This is a genomic window from Nocardiopsis sp. iso_186, assembly GCF_056173365.1.
The window spans coordinates 428,371-445,900 of sequence record NZ_CM149670.1; the positions used below are offsets into that span (position 1 = coordinate 428,371).

18 protein-coding genes are annotated in these 17,530 nt (G+C 68.2%); 8 read left to right on the forward strand and 10 right to left on the reverse strand.

What is annotated here, in order from left to right:
• Positions 1 to 11: 11 nt before the first annotated feature.
• Entirely contained in the window at positions 12 to 278 is a 267-nt protein-coding gene (locus AC0VYP_RS01935) for a DUF3073 domain-containing protein (protein WP_285760628.1), read from the forward strand.
• A gap of 216 nt (positions 279 to 494) precedes the next feature.
• On the opposite strand, the gene purM is transcribed toward AC0VYP_RS01935, so the two are convergent.
• From purM to AC0VYP_RS01950, 3 genes are all read right to left on the reverse strand, one after another.
• Complete coding sequence (purM, locus tag AC0VYP_RS01940; protein WP_475472204.1) at positions 495 to 1,550, reverse strand: phosphoribosylformylglycinamidine cyclo-ligase; 1,056 nt, start codon at positions 1,548 to 1,550, stop codon at positions 495 to 497.
• 75 nt (positions 1,551 to 1,625) lie between these two features.
• The gene (purF, locus tag AC0VYP_RS01945) at positions 1,626 to 3,065 is read right to left on the reverse strand and encodes an amidophosphoribosyltransferase (RefSeq protein ID WP_285760848.1); all 1,440 of its coding nucleotides are present in this window, start codon (positions 3,063 to 3,065) and stop codon (positions 1,626 to 1,628) included.
• Positions 3,066 to 3,127: 62 nt separating this feature from the next.
• Complete coding sequence (locus AC0VYP_RS01950; protein ID WP_285760630.1) at positions 3,128 to 3,607, reverse strand: sterol carrier family protein; 480 nt, start codon at positions 3,605 to 3,607, stop codon at positions 3,128 to 3,130.
• A gap of 453 nt (positions 3,608 to 4,060) precedes the next feature.
• Between AC0VYP_RS01950 and AC0VYP_RS01955 the strand changes: the two genes are divergently transcribed.
• Positions 4,061 to 4,678, forward strand: coding sequence for a DUF47 domain-containing protein (locus tag AC0VYP_RS01955; RefSeq protein ID WP_475472205.1), 618 nt, complete (start codon positions 4,061 to 4,063; stop codon positions 4,676 to 4,678).
• A 31-nt stretch (positions 4,679 to 4,709) separates the two neighbouring features.
• The gene (locus AC0VYP_RS01960) at positions 4,710 to 5,702 is read left to right on the forward strand and encodes an inorganic phosphate transporter (protein ID WP_475472206.1); all 993 of its coding nucleotides are present in this window, start codon (positions 4,710 to 4,712) and stop codon (positions 5,700 to 5,702) included.
• Between the two features lie 102 nt (positions 5,703 to 5,804).
• On the opposite strand, the gene pstB is transcribed toward AC0VYP_RS01960, so the two are convergent.
• The 7 genes from pstB to AC0VYP_RS01995 form a co-directional block, all read right to left on the reverse strand.
• Positions 5,805 to 6,584, reverse strand: coding sequence for a phosphate ABC transporter ATP-binding protein PstB (gene pstB / locus AC0VYP_RS01965; protein WP_285760633.1), 780 nt, complete (start codon positions 6,582 to 6,584; stop codon positions 5,805 to 5,807).
• 59 nt (positions 6,585 to 6,643) lie between these two features.
• Positions 6,644 to 7,738, reverse strand: a complete 1,095-nt coding sequence (gene pstA, locus AC0VYP_RS01970) for a phosphate ABC transporter permease PstA (protein ID WP_285760634.1) — start codon at positions 7,736 to 7,738, stop codon at positions 6,644 to 6,646.
• A complete protein-coding gene (gene pstC / locus AC0VYP_RS01975) occupies positions 7,739 to 8,701 on the reverse strand; it encodes a phosphate ABC transporter permease subunit PstC (protein ID WP_285760635.1) in 963 nt (320 codons plus the stop codon).
• 310 nt (positions 8,702 to 9,011) lie between these two features.
• Positions 9,012 to 10,127, reverse strand: a complete 1,116-nt coding sequence (gene pstS, locus AC0VYP_RS01980) for a phosphate ABC transporter substrate-binding protein PstS (RefSeq protein ID WP_475472207.1) — start codon at positions 10,125 to 10,127, stop codon at positions 9,012 to 9,014.
• Between the two features lie 282 nt (positions 10,128 to 10,409).
• Positions 10,410 to 11,378, reverse strand: coding sequence for a mycothiol synthase (mshD, locus tag AC0VYP_RS01985; RefSeq protein ID WP_285760637.1), 969 nt, complete (start codon positions 11,376 to 11,378; stop codon positions 10,410 to 10,412).
• A gap of 43 nt (positions 11,379 to 11,421) precedes the next feature.
• Complete coding sequence (locus AC0VYP_RS01990; protein ID WP_285760638.1) at positions 11,422 to 12,477, reverse strand: hypothetical protein; 1,056 nt, start codon at positions 12,475 to 12,477, stop codon at positions 11,422 to 11,424.
• Between the two features lie 252 nt (positions 12,478 to 12,729).
• The gene (locus AC0VYP_RS01995) at positions 12,730 to 13,488 is read right to left on the reverse strand and encodes a winged helix-turn-helix domain-containing protein (RefSeq protein WP_285760639.1); all 759 of its coding nucleotides are present in this window, start codon (positions 13,486 to 13,488) and stop codon (positions 12,730 to 12,732) included.
• Positions 13,489 to 13,594: 106 nt separating this feature from the next.
• Here AC0VYP_RS01995 and AC0VYP_RS02000 point away from each other — a divergent pair, with 106 nt between their 5' ends.
• The 5 genes from AC0VYP_RS02000 to hemC all read left to right on the forward strand — a co-directional run bounded on the left by AC0VYP_RS02000 (position 13,595) and on the right by hemC (position 17,518).
• Positions 13,595 to 13,855 (forward strand): MoaD/ThiS family protein, encoded by a 261-nt coding sequence (locus AC0VYP_RS02000; protein WP_285760640.1) that lies wholly within the window; start codon positions 13,595 to 13,597, stop codon positions 13,853 to 13,855.
• A 63-nt stretch (positions 13,856 to 13,918) separates the two neighbouring features.
• On the forward strand, positions 13,919 to 14,146 hold the full coding sequence (locus tag AC0VYP_RS02005) for a glutaredoxin family protein (RefSeq protein ID WP_285760641.1): 228 nt from the start codon (positions 13,919 to 13,921) through the stop codon (positions 14,144 to 14,146).
• Positions 14,147 to 14,345: 199 nt separating this feature from the next.
• Entirely contained in the window at positions 14,346 to 15,038 is a 693-nt protein-coding gene (locus AC0VYP_RS02010; protein ID WP_285760642.1) for a redox-sensing transcriptional repressor Rex, read from the forward strand.
• An 85-nt stretch (positions 15,039 to 15,123) separates the two neighbouring features.
• The gene (locus tag AC0VYP_RS02015; protein ID WP_475472208.1) at positions 15,124 to 16,566 is read left to right on the forward strand and encodes a glutamyl-tRNA reductase; all 1,443 of its coding nucleotides are present in this window, start codon (positions 15,124 to 15,126) and stop codon (positions 16,564 to 16,566) included.
• A 1-nt stretch (position 16,567) separates the two neighbouring features.
• The gene (gene hemC / locus AC0VYP_RS02020) at positions 16,568 to 17,518 is read left to right on the forward strand and encodes a hydroxymethylbilane synthase (protein ID WP_475472209.1); all 951 of its coding nucleotides are present in this window, start codon (positions 16,568 to 16,570) and stop codon (positions 17,516 to 17,518) included.
• Positions 17,519 to 17,530 lie beyond the last annotated feature (12 nt).

Genomic DNA, 17,530 nt, shown 5'->3' on the forward strand with positions numbered 1-17,530 from the left:
GGGTCGAGCCAATGGGGCGCGGCCGAGCCAAGGCCAAGCAGCAGAAGGTCGCCCGGCGGTTGAAGTACAGCGCCGGTGGTACCGACCTTGATCGGCTTCGGTCAGAGCTGGGTGTCGCTGAGGAAGACGTGTCGGTTGCGGAGCCTTCGGGCCCTCCGGATGACACCGAAGACCCTTACGACGACCTGGTTGACCGTTACGCGGACTACGCCGATCGGTACGCGGGTGGTGAAGAGGGCGCAGGGGACGATTCCGAACGTTCGGACAATCGTCGCTGATGCGCCCGGTAGTACCGTCAGCAGGCTGCAATATCCGCTCAACCGGGTTCATCGGTGTTGAGCAGGCCCTGCCGGTCCGGTCCACGTCAGTGGGCTGGGCCACGGAGTCTGTGGCCGGTGAAACGAGGCAGGTAACCCCGCCAGCGGGGCGTCGAAACCCGGGGCCGTCTCACTGAGACAGGCCCCGGTTTCGCATGTCTGCACCAAGGACCCGAGCTAGGCGTACTCACCGGTGAGAACGGCTTCGCCCGTCCCCGGGGCGAGCGTCCCCATCGTCCAGGCCCGAACGCCGCGTTCTGCGAGAACCGCCAGCGAGCGCTCGGCCGAGGCCGGTGCGACGATCGCGACCATTCCCACACCCATGTTGAAGGTCGCCTCCATGTCCGCGCGGGACACCTTTCCCTGCTCGGCGAGATAGCCGAAGACCGGGTCCGGGCTCCACGTCGAGCGGTCCAGCGTCGCGTCCACCGTGCCGGGAAGGGACCGTGCCAGATTCGCGGCGAGGCCGCCTCCCGTGATGTGGGAGAACGCGTGGACCTCCGCCGCCTCGATCAGCGCCAGGCAGTCCTTGGCGTACACCTTGGTCGGGGTGAGCAACACGTCCCCCAGCACCCCGCCCAACGCGGGCACCTCGGCGCGCAGGTCGAGCCCCGCCCGGTCGATCACGTGCCGGATCAGTGAGTAGCCGTTGGAGTGCGGGCCGGAAGAAGCCAGCGCGATCACCACGTCGCCCGCCCGCACCCGGTCGGGGCCCAGGATGGCATCCGCCTCGACGATGCCGGTCCCCGCGCCGGCGAGGTCGTACTCGTCGGCCCCCATCGCTCCGGGGTGTTCGGCGGTCTCGCCGCCGATCAACGCGCATCCGGCCTGACGGCAGCCCTCGGCGATCCCGCCGACGATCTCGGCGATCCGCTCGGGCACCACCGATCCGCAGGCGATGTAGTCGGTCATGAACAGCGGTTCGGCGCCGCTGACCACCAGATCGTCCACGACCATGCCGACCAGGTCGATGCCGATGGTGTCGTGCTTGCCCAACGTCTGGGCGAGCATGACCTTCGTGCCGACACCGTCGGTCGAGGTCGCAAGGACGGGCGCGGTGTACTTGGTCGGGTCCAGCCGAAACAGACCGGCGAACCCGCTGGAGTCGGTGACGAGCTCGGGGCGGTGGGTCCGTGCTACGTGCTTCTTCATCAGGTCCACCGCGCGCTCACCAGCGGCGATGTTGACCCCGGCAGCGGCGTAGGCCGGAGTGGTGTTGGTGCCCTCGGACACGCGGAAAACCTCTTCTTCGCTCGACTGGCGTCCCGGCGGGCCCGTGCTGGGGCCGCCGGGACGGGGAGAACTTGACTACGCCGACACCGACGCGCTCTTGGGGGTGCCGCACGACTTCTCCAGCAGGTACTTGCCTCTGGAGTCCTCGTCCACCTCGATGGGGTAGACGCCGTCGAAGCAGGCCCGGCACAGCCGGTCCTTGCGTACCTCGGTGGCCGAGATCAACTCGTCCAGACCGATGTAGGCGAGGGAGTCGGCGCCGATGGACCGGCAGATCTCCTCGGTGGAGAGGTTCCCCGCGATCAGTTCGGCCTTCGTTGCGAAGTCGATGCCGTAGTAGCAGGGCCACAACACCGGCGGGCTGGAGATGCGCACGTGCACCTCGGCGGCACCCGCCTCGCGCAGCATTCGCACCAGTGCCCGCTGTGTGTTGCCCCGCACGATCGAGTCGTCCACGACCACCAGCCGCTTGCCCCCGATGACATCGCGCAGGGGGTTGAGCTTGAGCCGGATGCCGAGTTCGCGCAGGGTCTGGCTGGGCTGGATGAAAGTACGGCCCACGTAGGAGTTCTTCACGAGCCCCTGCGCGAACGGGATGCCGCTGCCCTCTGCGTAGCCCACCGCGGCGGGAGTCCCCGACTCGGGAACCGGGATGACGATGTCGGCCTCGGCAGGGTGCTCCTTGGCGAGTCGCCGCCCCACCTCCACCCGTGCGCTGTTGACGTTGCGTCCTGCGATGGTGGTGTCGGGACGGGCAAGGTACACGTACTCGAACAGGCAGCCCTTGGGCTCTGCCGGAGTGAACCGTTTGGCGCTCACGCCGTTGGCGTTGATGACGAGCATCTCGCCCGGTTCCACCTCGCGGACCACGGTGGCCCCGACGATGTCGAGTGCCGCGGTCTCGCTGGCCACCACCCATCCGCTGTCGAGGCGTCCGAGCACCAGCGGGCGGATGCCCTGCGGGTCGCGTGCCGCGTAAAGCGTGTCCTCGTCCATGAAGACCAGGGAGAAGGCGCCCTTGACCTTGGGAAGCAGCTCCATCGCGGCTTCCTCGGTGGTGCGGTCGGGATTGGACGCCAGGAGGCTGGTGAGCACCTCGGTGTCGGTGGTGGCGGTGAGCCGGTCCGAAGGCAGCATCGCTGCGAGTTCGGGGGTGTTGATGAGGTTGCCGTTGTGGCCCAGCGCCAGACCGCCCTCACGGGCGGAGTAGAAGGTCGGCTGTGCGTTCTCCCACACCGGGGAACCGGTGGTGGAGTAACGGCAGTGGCCGATCGCCAGATGACCTCGGAGCGATTCGAGGGTCGCCTCATTGAAAACCTGGGAGACGAGCCCCATGTCCTTGTATACGACGATGCGTTCGCCATCGCTGAGGGCGATGCCCGCGGACTCCTGTCCACGGTGCTGCAAAGCGTAGAGACCGAAATAGGTGAGCTTGCTGACTTCTTCGCCGGGAGCCCAGACCCCGAACACTCCGCAGGCGTCCTGCGGTCCGCGTTCTTGTGGATCGATATCCATGGTCAGCCGGCCGTCGGGATGCGACACGTGCTTCAGCTTAACGTCTCATGTCCAAGCCCGTGTCAAGCAGGTCGGGACTCGTGTCCCCAGAGCGGAAGCAGGGCGGACAGGTCGGCGCGCACTCCACTGGCCGAGACCCGGTGCGCAGAGGTGGCTTCGGGCCAGTCCAGAGTTCCTGCGGCCAGCGCGATCCAGGTGAGTGGGTCGGTCTCCACGACGCCGGGCGGAGTGCCCCGGGTGTGCCGTGGCCCGGACAGGCACTGCACCGCTCCGAAAGGGGGAACCCTGACCTCCAGGGCGTGCCCGGGGACGCGCTCGGCCAGTTCGACCAGGGTTGCGCGCACCACCGCCTTCACCGCAGAGCGTTCGGGGGCGGCCCCGCTGTCCTGGGCGCGCAGCACGGCGTGCGCGCACGCCCGGAGGACATCTGTAGGAAGGTCGGGGCCGCAATAGGGGGCCTCGTCCAGGGCCTTGAGCTGGTCGTCGAGGGCGGTCCGCAATGCGGCGCGGCGTCGCTGGGTCGAGGTGGGCTTGGCGGGCACCCCACGACCCTAGCCCGTCTCGCGACGATCACGATCCCGAAACGATCGACAATGTCTCACCCGTCTGACGTGCGGTTACGACACGGACGAAGACGGCGATTGGGAAAACTGCCCCCAACGAGTAAGTTGATCAAATGTGTCATGTGGGTTACATGAGCCGAGGAGGGCGCTCTTCAAGGGCACCGCACCCGGATTCCCGTGCCCTGTCGGCGCATGTCACCGTGAAAAGGCCCAATACGCCCGGATACCCCGCACCGAGAGCAGGGGTGGTTAGGATGATTGCGCCACTACGTCGGCATTTGACGCCGGTGCGGTTCAAGTGAACATCGAGTGACGCGCCCCTGCGTCAGCTAACGAAGGGGTGCCGCGCGGCCACGCCCAGGGGAGGGGTGGCCATCGAACGCGGCTGCCCCAAATGGACCACGAGCCCCACCGCACTCCCGGGAGAGAGATGTGCGTCTTCGCCTGACACCGCGCGACGACAGTTATTACGAGATGTTCGCCGACTCGGCGAACAACTTGGTCATCGCGTCGAGACTACTGGTGGAGCTGATCAGCGACGGTGCTGATCGCGAGGCCATCACCGAGAAGATGCGGGCCTGCGAGCACGCCGGTGACGACCGCACCCACGCCATCATGCGAAGGCTCAACGAGAGCTTCGTCACCCCGTTCGACCGCGAGGACATCTACCGGCTCGCCTCCTGTCTCGACGACGTCATGGACTCCATGGACGCGGCCGTCAACCTCATCGGCCTCTACAGCCTCGATCGGTTGCCCAAGGGCATCATCGACCAGGTCGAGGTCCTGGAACGGGCCGCGGAGCTCACCGCCGAGGCCATGACGCGGTTGCGCTCCATGAAGAACCTCACCAGCTACTGGATCGAGATCAACCGGCTGGAGAACCAGGCCGACCAGATCTACCGGCGGTTGCTGGCGCACCTGTTCAGCGGTGAGTACGACGCGCTGACCGTGCTCAAGCTCAAGGACGTCATCGAGGAGCTGGAGAAGGCCGCGGACGCGTTCGAGCACGTGGCCAACACTGTCGAGAGCATCGCCGTGAAGGAATCCTGAGCCCGTCGCCCAGGGGGAAACCCAGCTGATCGTGCCAACCGACCCCGCTCTGCTCGCCGTCGTCGCCGTCGCGTTGGTGTTCGCCTTCACCAACGGTTTTCACGACGCCGCCAACTCCATCGCCACCTCGATCTCGACCCGTGCCCTGACCCCGAGGGTCGCTGTCGTCATGGCCGCGTGCATGAACCTGCTGGGCGCCTTCCTCGGGGAAGGAGTGGCCCGCACGATCAGCCAGAACATCATCGCTCCGCCGCCGGGTCATCCGGGCCTCATGGTGCTCTTCGCAGCGTTGTGCGGTGCCATCGCCTGGAACGTCTTCACCTGGTACCGGGGGATGCCTTCCTCGGCTTCGCACGCCTTGGTGGGCGGGATGCTGGGGGCGGCGTTGGTGTCGGCGGCCACTGTCAACTGGGGCGGAGTGGGAACCAGCTTCCTGATCCCGATGCTGGTGTCGCCGCTCATGGGTGCGTTGCTGGGCTACCTGCTGATGCTGGCGATCCTGTGGGGTTTTCGCAACGCCCGTCCGCGCTCGGTGGGCCGCAAGTTCAGGCTCGCGCAGAGCGTGTCGGCTGCCGCCATGGCGCTGGGCAATGGGCTCCAGGACGCGCAGAAGACGATGGGGATCGTGGTCCTCGCGCTGGTCACCACCGGTTATCAGCAGTCCTACGACGTCCCCACCTGGGCAATCGTCGGCGCCGCGGTCGCGATGTCCTTGGGGACGGCGACCGGCGGTTGGCGGATCATGCGCACACTGGGCCATCGGGTCATCCAACTGGACGCACCCAAGGGGTTCGCGGCAGAGGCCACCGTCTCGCTGATCATGGGCGCCACTTCGTTCATCTGGCACGTACCGGTCTCCAGTACGCACATCATCACGTCGGCGATCGTGGGGGTCGGTTCGACGCGCAGGCTCTCGGCGGTGCGCTGGGGAGTGGCCGGCGACATCGTGGTGATCTGGCTGCTGACCGTTCCCAGCGCCGCCCTCATCGCAGCCGGCGTCTACGGTCTGCTGTACCTGATGTGAGCCTGTTCCGTGCGGTTGGTCCGGCCCGCAACAGCCGCGGGGCGTCCCGCGGCCCCTGGAGGGCCACTGAGACGCCCCGCGTCGATGGCCGGGGGGCGAGGGCTACCCGAAGCGACCGGTGATGTAGTTCTCGGTCTCCTTCTTCTCCGGGTTGGTGAAGATCCGGTTCGTTTCGCCCATCTCGATCAGCTTTCCGGGCTTGCCGGTGCCGGCCAGGTTGAAGAACGCCGTGACGTCGCTGACCCGGGCAGCCTGCTGCATGTTGTGCGTGACGATCACGATCGTGTAGTTCTCCTTGAGCTTGGAGATCAGGTCCTCGATCGCGAGGGTGGAAATCGGGTCCAGCGCCGAGCAGGGCTCGTCCATCAGCAGCACGCTGGGCTCGACGGCGATCGCCCGCGCGATGCACAGACGCTGCTGCTGGCCGCCGGACAGGCCGGCTCCCGGCTTGTTGAGCCGGTCCTTGACTTCTTCCCACAGGTTCGCGCCGCGCAGCGCGTTCTCCACCGTCTCGTCGGCGACGGCCTTGCTCATCCGCTGGTTGTTGAGCTTGGAGCCGGCGATGACGTTGTCGTAGATCGACATCGTGGGGAACGGGTTGGGGCGCTGGAACACCATGCCGACCTCGCGCCGTACCGCCACCGGGTCAACCTCGGGGCCGTACACGTCCTGGTCGTCGAGCATGACCTTGCCCTGGACACGGGCCCCGGGGGTGACCTCGTGCATGCGGTTGAGGGTGCGCAGGAAGGTGGACTTGCCGCAGCCGGAGGAGCCGATGAAGGCGGTCACCGAGCGGGGTTCGATGGTCATCGAGACGTCTTCGACGGCGAGGAAGTCGCCGTAGTAGACGTGCAGTCCGGAGACGTCGATTCGTTTGGCCACTGAAAGTTCCTCAGGTTCTCAAGAGTAGGGGAGCGGGGGCGTCGGCGAGGGGCACGGCCTCACCGCCCGAGCTTGGGTGCGAAGAGACGCGAGATCATCCGAGCCGCGAAGAACAGCAGCATGACCACGATGATCAGCGTCAGCGCAGCGGCCCAGGCCCGCTCGTAGTTGATGGCGCCGCCCATCCGCACCTGCGAGTAGATGAACACGGGGAGGCTCATCATCTGGCCCTCGAAGAGGTTCCAGTTGATCGCCACCGCGGAGGAGCCGGCGGTCAGGATGAGGGGCGCGGTCTCGCCGATGACGCGGGCCAGCGCCAGCATGATGCCGGTGGTGATACCGGCGATCGCGGTGGGCAGGACCACTTTCACGATGGTCAGCCACTTGGGTACGCCCAGTGCATACGAGGCCTCCCGAAGCTCGTTGGGAACCAGGCGCAGCATCTCCTCGCAGGAGCGCACCACGACCGGGATCATCAGCACCGACAGGGCGATCGCTCCGGCGGCGCCGTTGGTCTTGCCCGGGCCGAACAGCATGATCCACAGCGCGACCACGAACAGGCCGGCCACGATGGAGGGGATGCCGGTCATGACGTCCACGAAGAACGTGATGGCCTGCTTGAGCCGGCCGCGACCGTACTCGACGAGGTAGACGGCGGTGAGCAGGCCGATCGGAATGGACACCACCGCGGCGAAGCCGGTGATCATCAGGGTCCCCACGATGGCGTGGTAGGCACCGCCCGCGTCCATGCTCGGGGTGACCCCGTTCATGGACACCTGGAGGAAGTAGCCGTCCAGGCGGACCAGGCCCGAGCTGAGAACCGTCCACAGCACCGAGACGAGCGGCACCATCGCCAGCGCGAAACAGGTGTAGACGACCGCGGTGACGAGCCGGTCCTTGGCCTTGCGGCCGTTCTCGTAGAAGGCGGAGGCGGTGGTGATCGCGACCATGTAGCCCACGATGGTGATCACGGCCAGCATCGGCAGGCTCCACGCGTCCAGGGCGTAGAGGGTGCCGGCGCCGAGCACCACGATCGCGGCCAGGGTCGCCGGCGGCATCGGCTTGGGCAGTGTCCCGCCGAGGGAGAGTGTGTTCGCCGACGGGGTGGATCCGCCTTCGGTGGAGGACGGAGACAGTTGCGTGGAGGCGGACATTTACGCGAACTCCTTGCGGCGCGACACCACGAAGCGCGCTGCCATGTTGACGACGAGCGTGATGGCGAACAGGACCAGGCCGGCCGAGATCAGCGCGGAGACGCCGTAGCCGGTGGCCTCTGGGTACTGCAGGGCGATGTGTGCGGCGATCGTCTGGTTGCCGCTCTGCAGCAGGAACCACGAGATGACCAGGGAGGGCGACAAGATCATGGCGACGGCCATGGTCTCGCCCAGCGCCCGGCCCAGACCCAGCATCGCGCCGCCGATGATGCCGGGGCGGCCGAAGGGGAGTACCGCCATCCGGATCATCTCCCAGCGCGTGGCGCCCAGGGCGAGGGCCGCCTCGCGGTGGGACTGGGGGACCTGCTGGAAGACGTCGCGCGACATCGCGGTGATGATCGGCAGGATCATCACCGCGAGCACGATGCCCACTGTCAGCATGGTGCGCCCTGTCGTGGAGACCGGTCCGGAGAAGAACGGGATCCAGCCCAGGTACGTCTCCAGGGAGGCGTAGAAGGGAACCAGTTGCACGACCAGCCAGCCGATGCCCCAGAGGCCGTAGACGACGCTGGGGATCGCGGCGAGGAGGTCCACCACGTAGCCCAGGACCGCCGCGACGCGCCGCGGCGCGTAGTAGACGATGAACAGCGCGATGCCGATGGCGATGGGAGTCGCGATGATCAGGGCGATCGCTGCGGCGAGCACGGTGCCGAAGGCCAGTGCGGCCACACCGAACGCGGGTGCCTCGCGCGTGTTGGCGCCCCATTCGGAGCTGGTGAAGAAGTTTGCGGTGTTCGCGGCGAGTGAGTCGTAGGACTGGCCGATCAAGAACGCCGCGACACCCGCCAGGATCGCGAGGATCAGGATCCCCGATCCCTTCGCGCTGTTGGCGAAGACGACGTCGCCGACGCGACGTTTGCCCTGCGGTTCGCGGGCCGTCACAGACGGGTCTGTGGTGGTCATGTGAGACTCCGGTCGAGATGGTTCAAGGTCCGCCCCCATGCAGAGCGTTCTTCTGCGCGTTTTCCAGACAGACGATGGCGGGGCCTGTTACATTGTGGAGCTTGCCCGCCGCGGGTTGGAACGCGACTGCCGGTTGGGCGATACAGGGCGCTCTGACCTGCGGTGATGGACCGGTTTTGCTTGGCGTTCCCAGTGCGTGGGAGGAGCCGGGCGCCGACTCCGCCGAGCGGGCCGCGGGTGACCAACGCGACCAAGGGCAGGGCCCACCTCGCTCGGTGGAGCCCTACCCTCGACGGAGTTGACGCGCTGATCAGGCCGCGGCCTCGATCTTGTCCAGCGTCGCCTGGATCTTGTCGCGTGCCTCGGCGGAGATCGGCGCGGAGCCGGCCTCGTCGGCGGCGGCCTGCTGGCCCTCTTCGCTGATGACGTAGCTCAGGAAGCCCTTCACCAGGTCGGCGTCGCTCTGCTCCGCGTAGCTGAGGCAGGCGATGTGGTAGCTGACCAGGACGATCGGGTAGACCGAGCTGTCGGAGGTCCCGTAGTCCAGCGTGATGGCGAGGTCGTTGTCGTTGCCCGGGGCGGGCTCGGCGCTGTCCACGATCGCAGCGGCTGCCTCGGGGCTGTACTCGACGAAGCTGTCACCCACGCCCACGGAGGCGGTGCCCAGTTCGCCGGCGTGCGAGGCGTTGACGTAGCCGATGGTCCCGTTGCCGCCCTCGACCGCGGAGACCACACCGGAAGAGCCCTGAGCGGCCTCCTTGGGCTCGTAGGGCCACACCTTCTCCGGCTCGTTGGGCCAGGCGTCGCCGGCGGCGCCGGCCAGGTAGGCGGTGAAGTTCTCGGTGGTGCCGGACTCGTCGGAGCGGTTCACCGGGGTGATCGTGGTGTCGGGGAGGTCGGCGTCGGGGTTGTCCGCGGCGATGGCCTCGTCGTTCCACGTGGTGATCTCGCCGTTGAAGATGTTGGCGATCACCTCGGGCTTGAGGTTCAGCGAGTCGATGCCGTCGAGATTGAAGATGACGGCGATCGGGCTGATGTAGACCGGGAGGTTGACGGCGTCGGCGCCGGTGCATCGCTCGGTGGCCAGGTCCAGCTCCTCGCCCTCGACCGCGCCGTCGGAGCCCGCGAAGGCCACCGCACCGTCGAGGAACTGGTTGACACCCGCGCCGGAACCCACTGCGTCGTAGTTGACGGTGGTGCCCTCGCAGGAGCCGGTGTAGGCGGCGACCCAGGCCGCCATGGCCTTCTCCTGGGAGCTGGCGCCGGCGCCGGCGAGGGTGCCACCGCCGTTGACGCAGTCGGCGTTGCCGGCCGCGGTAGCGCCGTCGCCGGCCGGGTTGACGGCCTGGTCGCTGCCGCAGGCGGAGAGCGCAAGGGCGCCGGCGAGGGTCACGCCCGCGATTCGGCCATACCTAGAGAGCTTCACAGCCCGGGGGTCCTTCCTTTGAGCATGGTCACCTGTGGACGAGTTCGACTGCCGTTCCCGTCAAATGTGAAGGTAGGCAGCCCAGGTGGCCAGTCGGACCAGGGAGGATGAACGAACGGTGAACGTGGCGGTGAGAGTCCACGAAAAAGACGCGGCTTTCTGGTGTCCACCAGATGAACCGCGCCCCTTTTGTGAATTATGTCGGTAACTGAGCTGCGATTATCGCACTGTGTCTATCGAGAAGACACATAGAGTTGCCATTGTGTTGGGTCCGCCGAGAGGTCAGTTTCCCGGCTTGGCGTACATCACGTCGGCGTCCCACAGGGTGAAGCCCAGCGACTCGTAGAGACGCACCGCAGCCCGGTTCTCCTCATCCACGTACAGCAGTACCCAGGGCAGACCGCGGTCGCGCAGGTGCACCAGCCCCGCGAGGGTCAGGGCCCGTCCCAGCCCGCTGCCCTGCCACCGCGGATCGACGCCCACCACGTAGACCTCGCCCACCGCTTCCCCGTCGGTCAGTCCGGCACCGTCGGCGTGCGTCTTGGTCCAGTGGTAGCCGGCCACGTCGCCGCTGCCGTGTTCGACGGCCACGAAGAAGCCGGCGGGGTCGAACCAGTCTTCGGCTTCGCGTTGGCGCAGGTCCTCCAAAGTGATCTGCCCCTGCTCCGGGTGGTCGGCGAAGGCACGCGCGTTGGCGGTCAGCCAGCCCGCCTCGTCCTCGCCCACTCGGAAAGCCCGCAGCTCCAACCGTTGCGCGGTCTCGGGGCGCAGGACCGGCGCGGGCAGGTCGGGGACCGGCGCGCCTGCCGACGTGTTCAGTGCCATCCGCATCTTCAACAGCCCCCGGACCTGCTCCAGTCCGGCGGAACGGGCAAGAGCCACCGCGCCCGGCAGGCGTCCGTGCGCCCAGACCCGCAGGCCGGGGCCCACGGAGGCGGTCAGCAGGTCCCCCAACAGCCATCCACCCAGCCCCTGGCGTCGCCGATCCGGGGCCACCACCAACTCGGCCGACTCGGGTTCGCCCGGCGCGATCTCGGTGAACGCGAAGGCGCTCAGGCGCTCGCCGTCGGCTTCCTCCTCGTAGAGCAAGGAGAAGCGCCCCGTCCCCTCCGGCGCGCCGTGGCGGACCCGCAGCAGGGTCTGTTCGGACAGGGGGGCCACCTGGTCCGCCTCCCGGGCGGCCTCGGCCAGGGCCAGTACGGCGTCGCGACGGCTGGGATCCAGTGCTTCCGCAGTGATGATGTGGCTCATGGGCCCGAGCCTATGACCAGTGCGGGGCCGTTGGGCGGAGCGGTTACTTCCTGCGCCGCTTGCCGGTGTAGGCGCCGCCGACCCTGACCCGCCGGGCCGGTGCAAGCGGGGCGGACAGGAGCAGGAGCAGGAGCAGGAACATCAACAGGATGCTCGGTGTGATGGAGCCGCGCAGGTCCTGGGACTCCTGGGCCACGGTGGTCGCGGCCTCCTCGTCCTCGCCCGGGGAGACCAGCGGAAGGTCCAACGGGCCGCTGTCGGCCCCGCTCTCGCCGGGGGCGGTGAGGTCGGGGAGTTGGGCGTTGCCGGTGGGCAGCCCGAAGCGGTCGTCGGCGGCGTCCGAACGCGTGGTCGAGACGGGGCTGTGCGGTGCCGCCGGACGTCGGATGCCCGGGGAGGAGGGGCGGTTGGCCGGGGTAGAGGGCCGTGCGGTCGGCGCGCTCGAACTCGGCGGGTTCGACGTCGGCGGCGTCGTGGTCGGCTTGTCCGACGGCGGGGGCGGGGGCGACGTGGACGGTGGCGGCGGAGTGCTCGGCTCCGACGGCTCCGGTGAGGGGGCGGGCTTCCTCAGCGTGACCGACCGGGTGATCTCGGTCGTGCCCTTGTGCTGCTCCCGCGGGCACGACTCGGGCGCCGGCGACGCGCTGGGGTCGGCGGGCGAGGGGGACGGCTCGCGGTCGCAGTCCTCGGGGACGATCGCGTACTCGTAGGACACCCGCACGGTGAACGCCACCGGCTCGGCGGCCTCCGCGGGCGCCTGGCCGGTGATCGTCGCCGGCGCCTGCCCGCCGGCGTCGAGGGCGGCGGGCAACCGGGTGATGTTCATCCCCATGCCCGACTCCGTCACCGTGGCACCGGTGATGGTGAGCGCGGTGTCCGTGCGGTTGTTGGTCAGGGTCAGCGGCAGGGAGAAGTCCGCTCTGGGGGCGACGGTGGGCCCTGCGACACCGAGTCCCAGCGTGCGGGAGTCGGCCCAGGCGGGGGAGGTCAACGACGACCCGATCAGAGTGCATCCGATGAACACCGCGCACAGCGGAACGCCGGCCCATACCCGCGGGAAGGATCGAGGCGCGGTGGTCGCCGTCGATTCTTTCGGCATGCGGGCGGTCCTCCTCGGTCGGGGCGGCGCCAGGCCGATCTGCGGGCTGGGCGTCCCAAATTAACCCAGTCGCCCGGGTGTGCCTAGCCCGTTTCCGTGCAATGCGGCCGATTTCTCGCGAAACCGGCCGCACAGCGACTGCTGTCCAGCATCTTAAGCGTTCCGGCCCTGGATGACGAGCCTTGAGTGACGATCCGTAACGAAGGAATCACCCTGCCCCGGGTTCCTGGAAGCCGCGTGTCCACTCCCGGCTCAGACCCGGTTGGCGAGCTGCTCCGGGGTTTCGACCTGCCGTGCGGCCTCCTCGCTCGCCGCCTTGGTGGCGGGATCGGGGACGAACCGGTACCCCACGTTGCGCACGGTGCCGATCAGCGACTCGTATTCGCTGCCGAGCTTGGCGCGCAGACGCCGCACATGGACGTCGATGGTGCGGGTGCCTCCGAAGTAGTCGTATCCCCACACCTCCTGCAGCAGTTGTGCTCGGGTGAAAACCCGGCCCGGGTGCTGGGCGAGGAACTTCAGGAGCTCGAACTCCTTGAAGGTCAGGTCCAGGATGCGCCCGCGCAACCGCGCGATGTAGGTGGCCTCGTCGATGGTGAGGTCGCCGCGGCGGATCTCGTCGGGGTCGTCGGTGGCGCTGTCGGCTTGGCCGATCGACAGACGCAGCCGGGCCTCGACCTCGGCCGGTCCGGCGGAGGTGAGCAGGAAGTCCGTCACCTGCCAGTCCGGGGTGAGTGCGGCGACGCCGCCCTCGGTGAGAATGGTGATGAGCGGGCAGTCGAGCCCCGTGGTGTTGAGCAGGCGGCACAGGTTGCGCACCGCTGCGAGGTCGGTCCGGGCGTCCACCAGGATGGCGTCCACCGGCAGGCCCGCCGTACGGTCGTGACCGGGGGTCAGCAGGGCGCTGGCCTCCGCGGGCGCGATCCGCACCGAGTGCAGGAGCAGCCCGAGTGCGGGCAGGACATGGTCGGACGGTTCGTTGGAGTTCGTCAGTAGCAGGAGATGGCTCATGCGCTTCTTCCCGTCGCCCGCGCTGCGCGGCTGATCGAAGGCCCCATTGCCCTCGGTGAAAATGCTGTGGAAATTGCCTCCGAGTAAACACAAGGATAATCAATCAATGGCAAACGGGACCATGCGGTACTGGGCAGCGGCCAAAGATGCTGCCGGCACGGGGGAGGAGACCCTCGACGCCGACTCCCTGGCCGAGGCACTTGACCTGGTAAGGGGCAGGCGCAGCGGCGATCACCGGTTCCTTGAGGTGCTGCGTCGCTCGTCTCTGCTGGTGAACGGGGTGTCTGTGGGAAAACGTCCGCCCGCGGGCGTGTCGCTGTCCAACGGATGGGTCGTCGAGGTCCTTCCGCCGTTCGCAGGAGGGTGATCAGCGGTTATGCCGTTGTGGAAATCAGGTTGACGTCACAGTGAAACGCCTCACGTCATTACGATGTTGGGCAAACCGGGCTGCCATCTCTGCGACGAGGCGCTGGCCGTCATCGAGCGGGTCGCCGCCGACCTGGACATCCCCTACGAGGTCCGCGACATCACCTGCTCCGATCAAGAGGAGAAGGACGAGTACTGGGAGAAGATCCCGGTCACCTTCATCGACGGTGCGCAGCACGATTTCTGGCGGGTGAGCGAGTCCCGGCTACGTGCGGCCCTGGCCGGGAAGTAGCGCCCGGTCCCGACCGCCGTGCGGTTCTGTTAATTCGGCATCCACTTTGTGCGTGCATTCACAAGGGCGTAATCTGGACGCACGGTCTTTTCCGGTTCGGTTCTCGGCGGACACCGGAGGCGCCCCGAATCGGGGCGCGTCGGTCCGAGGCGTCCGAAGAGGATCAATAACGCCGATAGTCGCCCAGGAGCGCACACCTGTGACCAGCCGTACCCCACGGCCTCGGGAGAGGGGAATCCCGGAGGCGACAGTCGCGAGGCTTCCGCTCTACCTGAGGGCGCTGCACGGTCTGAGCGAGCGTGGCACGCCCACTGTGTCTTCGGAGGAACTGGCCTCGGTGGCCGGTGTCAACTCCGCAAAATTGCGTAAGGACCTCTCCCACCTGGGGTCCTACGGAACTCGCGGGGTCGGCTATGACGTCGAGTACCTCATCTACCAGATCTCCCGTGAGCTTGGTCTCACCCAGGACTGGTCGGTCGCGATCACCGGTGCGGGCAATCTCGGGCGCGCCCTCGCCAACTACGGGGGTTTCGGCACGCGGGGCTTCCGGATCGCCGCGCTCCTGGACGCCGATCCGGCCATGGTGGGCCATGAGGTCGCGGGCCTTCAGGTGCGGCATATTGACACTCTTGAAGACGTTGTCGCCAAGGAGAACGTCTCCATATGCGTCATCGCGACCCCGGCCGCGGCGGCCCAGGGGGTGTGTGACCGGTTCGTCGGTGCCGGAGTGACCAGCATCCTGAACTTCGCTCCGATGGTCCTCAATGTGCCGGACCATGTGGATGTGCGTAAGGTCGATCTATCCATCGAACTCCAAATCCTCGCCTTCCACGAACAGCGCAAGGCCGGCGGGGACAAAGGGCCCGAATGGGTCGGCGCCCTGGACCAGTGAGGTGGCCGGGGCCGGCGCGCGCGTAGGCGGGCGGGTGCCGAGTCGTGACAAAAGCGTTGAGCAACGTGCCTGCATTGGAGTACGGATGAGTGTCCTCGCCGTTGGGATGAGCCACCGAAGCTCGCCCGTGGCGCTGCTTGAGCGCGTTGCCCTGAGTGGCGAGGTGCGCCTCAAGGTCATGTCCGAGATCATGGGCGCGACAGCGGTCAACGAGGTGATGATGGTCGCCACGTGCAACCGCGTCGAGGTCTATGCCGACGTTGACCAGTTCCACCCCGGTGTCGCCGCGATCTCCGAGCTGCTCTCCTGGCACACGGGCGTCTCGCTCGGTGAACTCACCCGCCACCTCTACGTCCACTACGAGGAACGCGCAGTCCAGCACCTGTTCTCGGTGGCCTGCGGTCTGGACTCGATGGTCGTGGGTGAGGGCCAGATCCTGGGGCAGGTCCGCAACTCCCTCAAGGACGCCCAGCAGGCGGGAACGCTGGGCCGGGTCCTCAACGACCTCGGCCAGCGGGCCCTGAGGGTCGGCAAGCGCGCCCACACCGACACCCACCTCGACCAGGCCGGCGCGGGGATGGTCACCCTCGGTCTCGCCGTCGCCCAGCAACACCTGCCCGCGGCCTCCGCCGACGCCGCCCGTTCGGGCGCCCGCTGCCCCATGGACGACGCACATGCGGGGATCGCCGGCGAGATCGCGGCCGCGCTGCCCCGGCCCCAGAACCTCACCGGTTACCGCGTCATGGTGCTCGGAGCGGGCTCGATGAGCGCGTTGTCGGCCAACACCGTGGCCCGCCAGGGAGCCAGCTCCGTCATCGTGGCCAACCGCACCTTCGAACGCGCCGCACGCCTGGCCGAGTGCCTCACCGAGGCATACGACTCCCTGGCCGGCAGAGCCGTTCCCTTTGCGGACGCCGCCGCCCACCTGGCAGAGGTGGACCTGGTCATCTCCTGTACCGGAGCGCAGGGACTCGTCCTCGACGCCCCCGACGTCGCAGCCGCCATCCGCAACCGCCCGGGCCGCCCCCTGGTGTTCGTGGACCTCGCACTGCCGCACGACATCGACCCGGCCGTCCGCGAGCTGCCCGGCGCGATCCTCATCGACATCGAAGACCTGCGCGCCGCCGCGCAGGCTGCCACCGGCTCCGCCACCAGCGCCGCAGACGTCTCCGTCGTTCGCGACATCGTGGACGAGGAGGTCGCCGAGTACCAGTCGGTGCGCCGCGCCGAGAGCGTCGCTCCCACCATCGTCGCCCTGCGCGGCAAGGCTCGCACGGTCGTCAACACCGAGCTCGCCCGGTTGAACGGGCGGCTTCCCGACCTCGACGACAAGGCCCGGGGTGAGATCACCCACGCCCTGCGCCGCGTCGCGGACAAGCTCCTGCACCAGCCCACGGTCCGCGTCAAGCAGCTCGCGGCCCAGCCCGACGGAGGGGCGTACGAGGCGGCGCTGCGGGCTCTGTTCGACCTCGACCCCGCGATCACCGACGCGGTCGCCACCCCCAAGCCCGCCGCCGAGGAGAGCTGACATGGCCCCGGTTCCCGCACGCCTGGGCACTCGCCGCAGCACCATGGCCACCAGCCAGTCCCAGCTGGTCGCGGACGCCATCACCGAGCACACCGGTGTCCCGATCGAACTGGTGCTCATCACCAGTTTCGGCGACGTCACCAAGGCCCACCTGACCCAGCTCGGTGGAACCGGCGTCTTCGTCAACGCGCTGCGCGACGAGCTGCTGGCCGGCAGCGTCAACTTCGCCGTGCACTCCCTCAAGGACCTGCCCACCGCACCCGCCGACGGACTCACCCTCGCCGCGATCCCCGAACGCGACGACCCCCGCGACGCCCTGTGCGCCCGTGACGGCCTCAAGTTCGCCGACCTGCCTGCCGGCGCGACGATCGGCACCGGTTCGCCCAGGCGGGTCGCCCAACTGGCCGCGCTGCGGCCCGACCTGCGCTACCTGCCGATCCGCGGCAATGCCGAGACCCGCCTGGGCAAGGTGACCTCCGGTGAGCTCGACGCGGTCGTACTGGCCTACGCCGGTCTGGTCCGCGTGGGCCGCGTCAACGACGTCACCGACGTGTTCGAGCCAGAGCAGATGCTTCCCGCGCCTGGGCAGGGCGCGCTCGCCGTGGAGTGCCCCATCGGCGTGGCCGCACTGGACTACCTCACCGCCGTCGATCACCTCGAAACCAGGGCAGCCGTTACCGCCGAACGCGTGGTCCTGGCCGAGTTGGAGGCCGGCTGCGCCGCACCCGTCGGGGCCTATGCCGAGTTCACGGGGCAGGGGCGCCTGCGCCTGCGCGCCGCGGTGGTGTCCACCGACGGCGCGGAGGCCGTACGCATGGAGCGCGCCGTCTCCACCAGCGACTTCCCCGACTCCGTCGAGGCGGCCGCGCACCTCGGCCGCGACCTCGCGCGCGAGATGATCGCGCATGGGGCGGACCGGATTGTGGCAGAAGCGGCCCAGAGAGACAGCTAGCACTGGATGTCC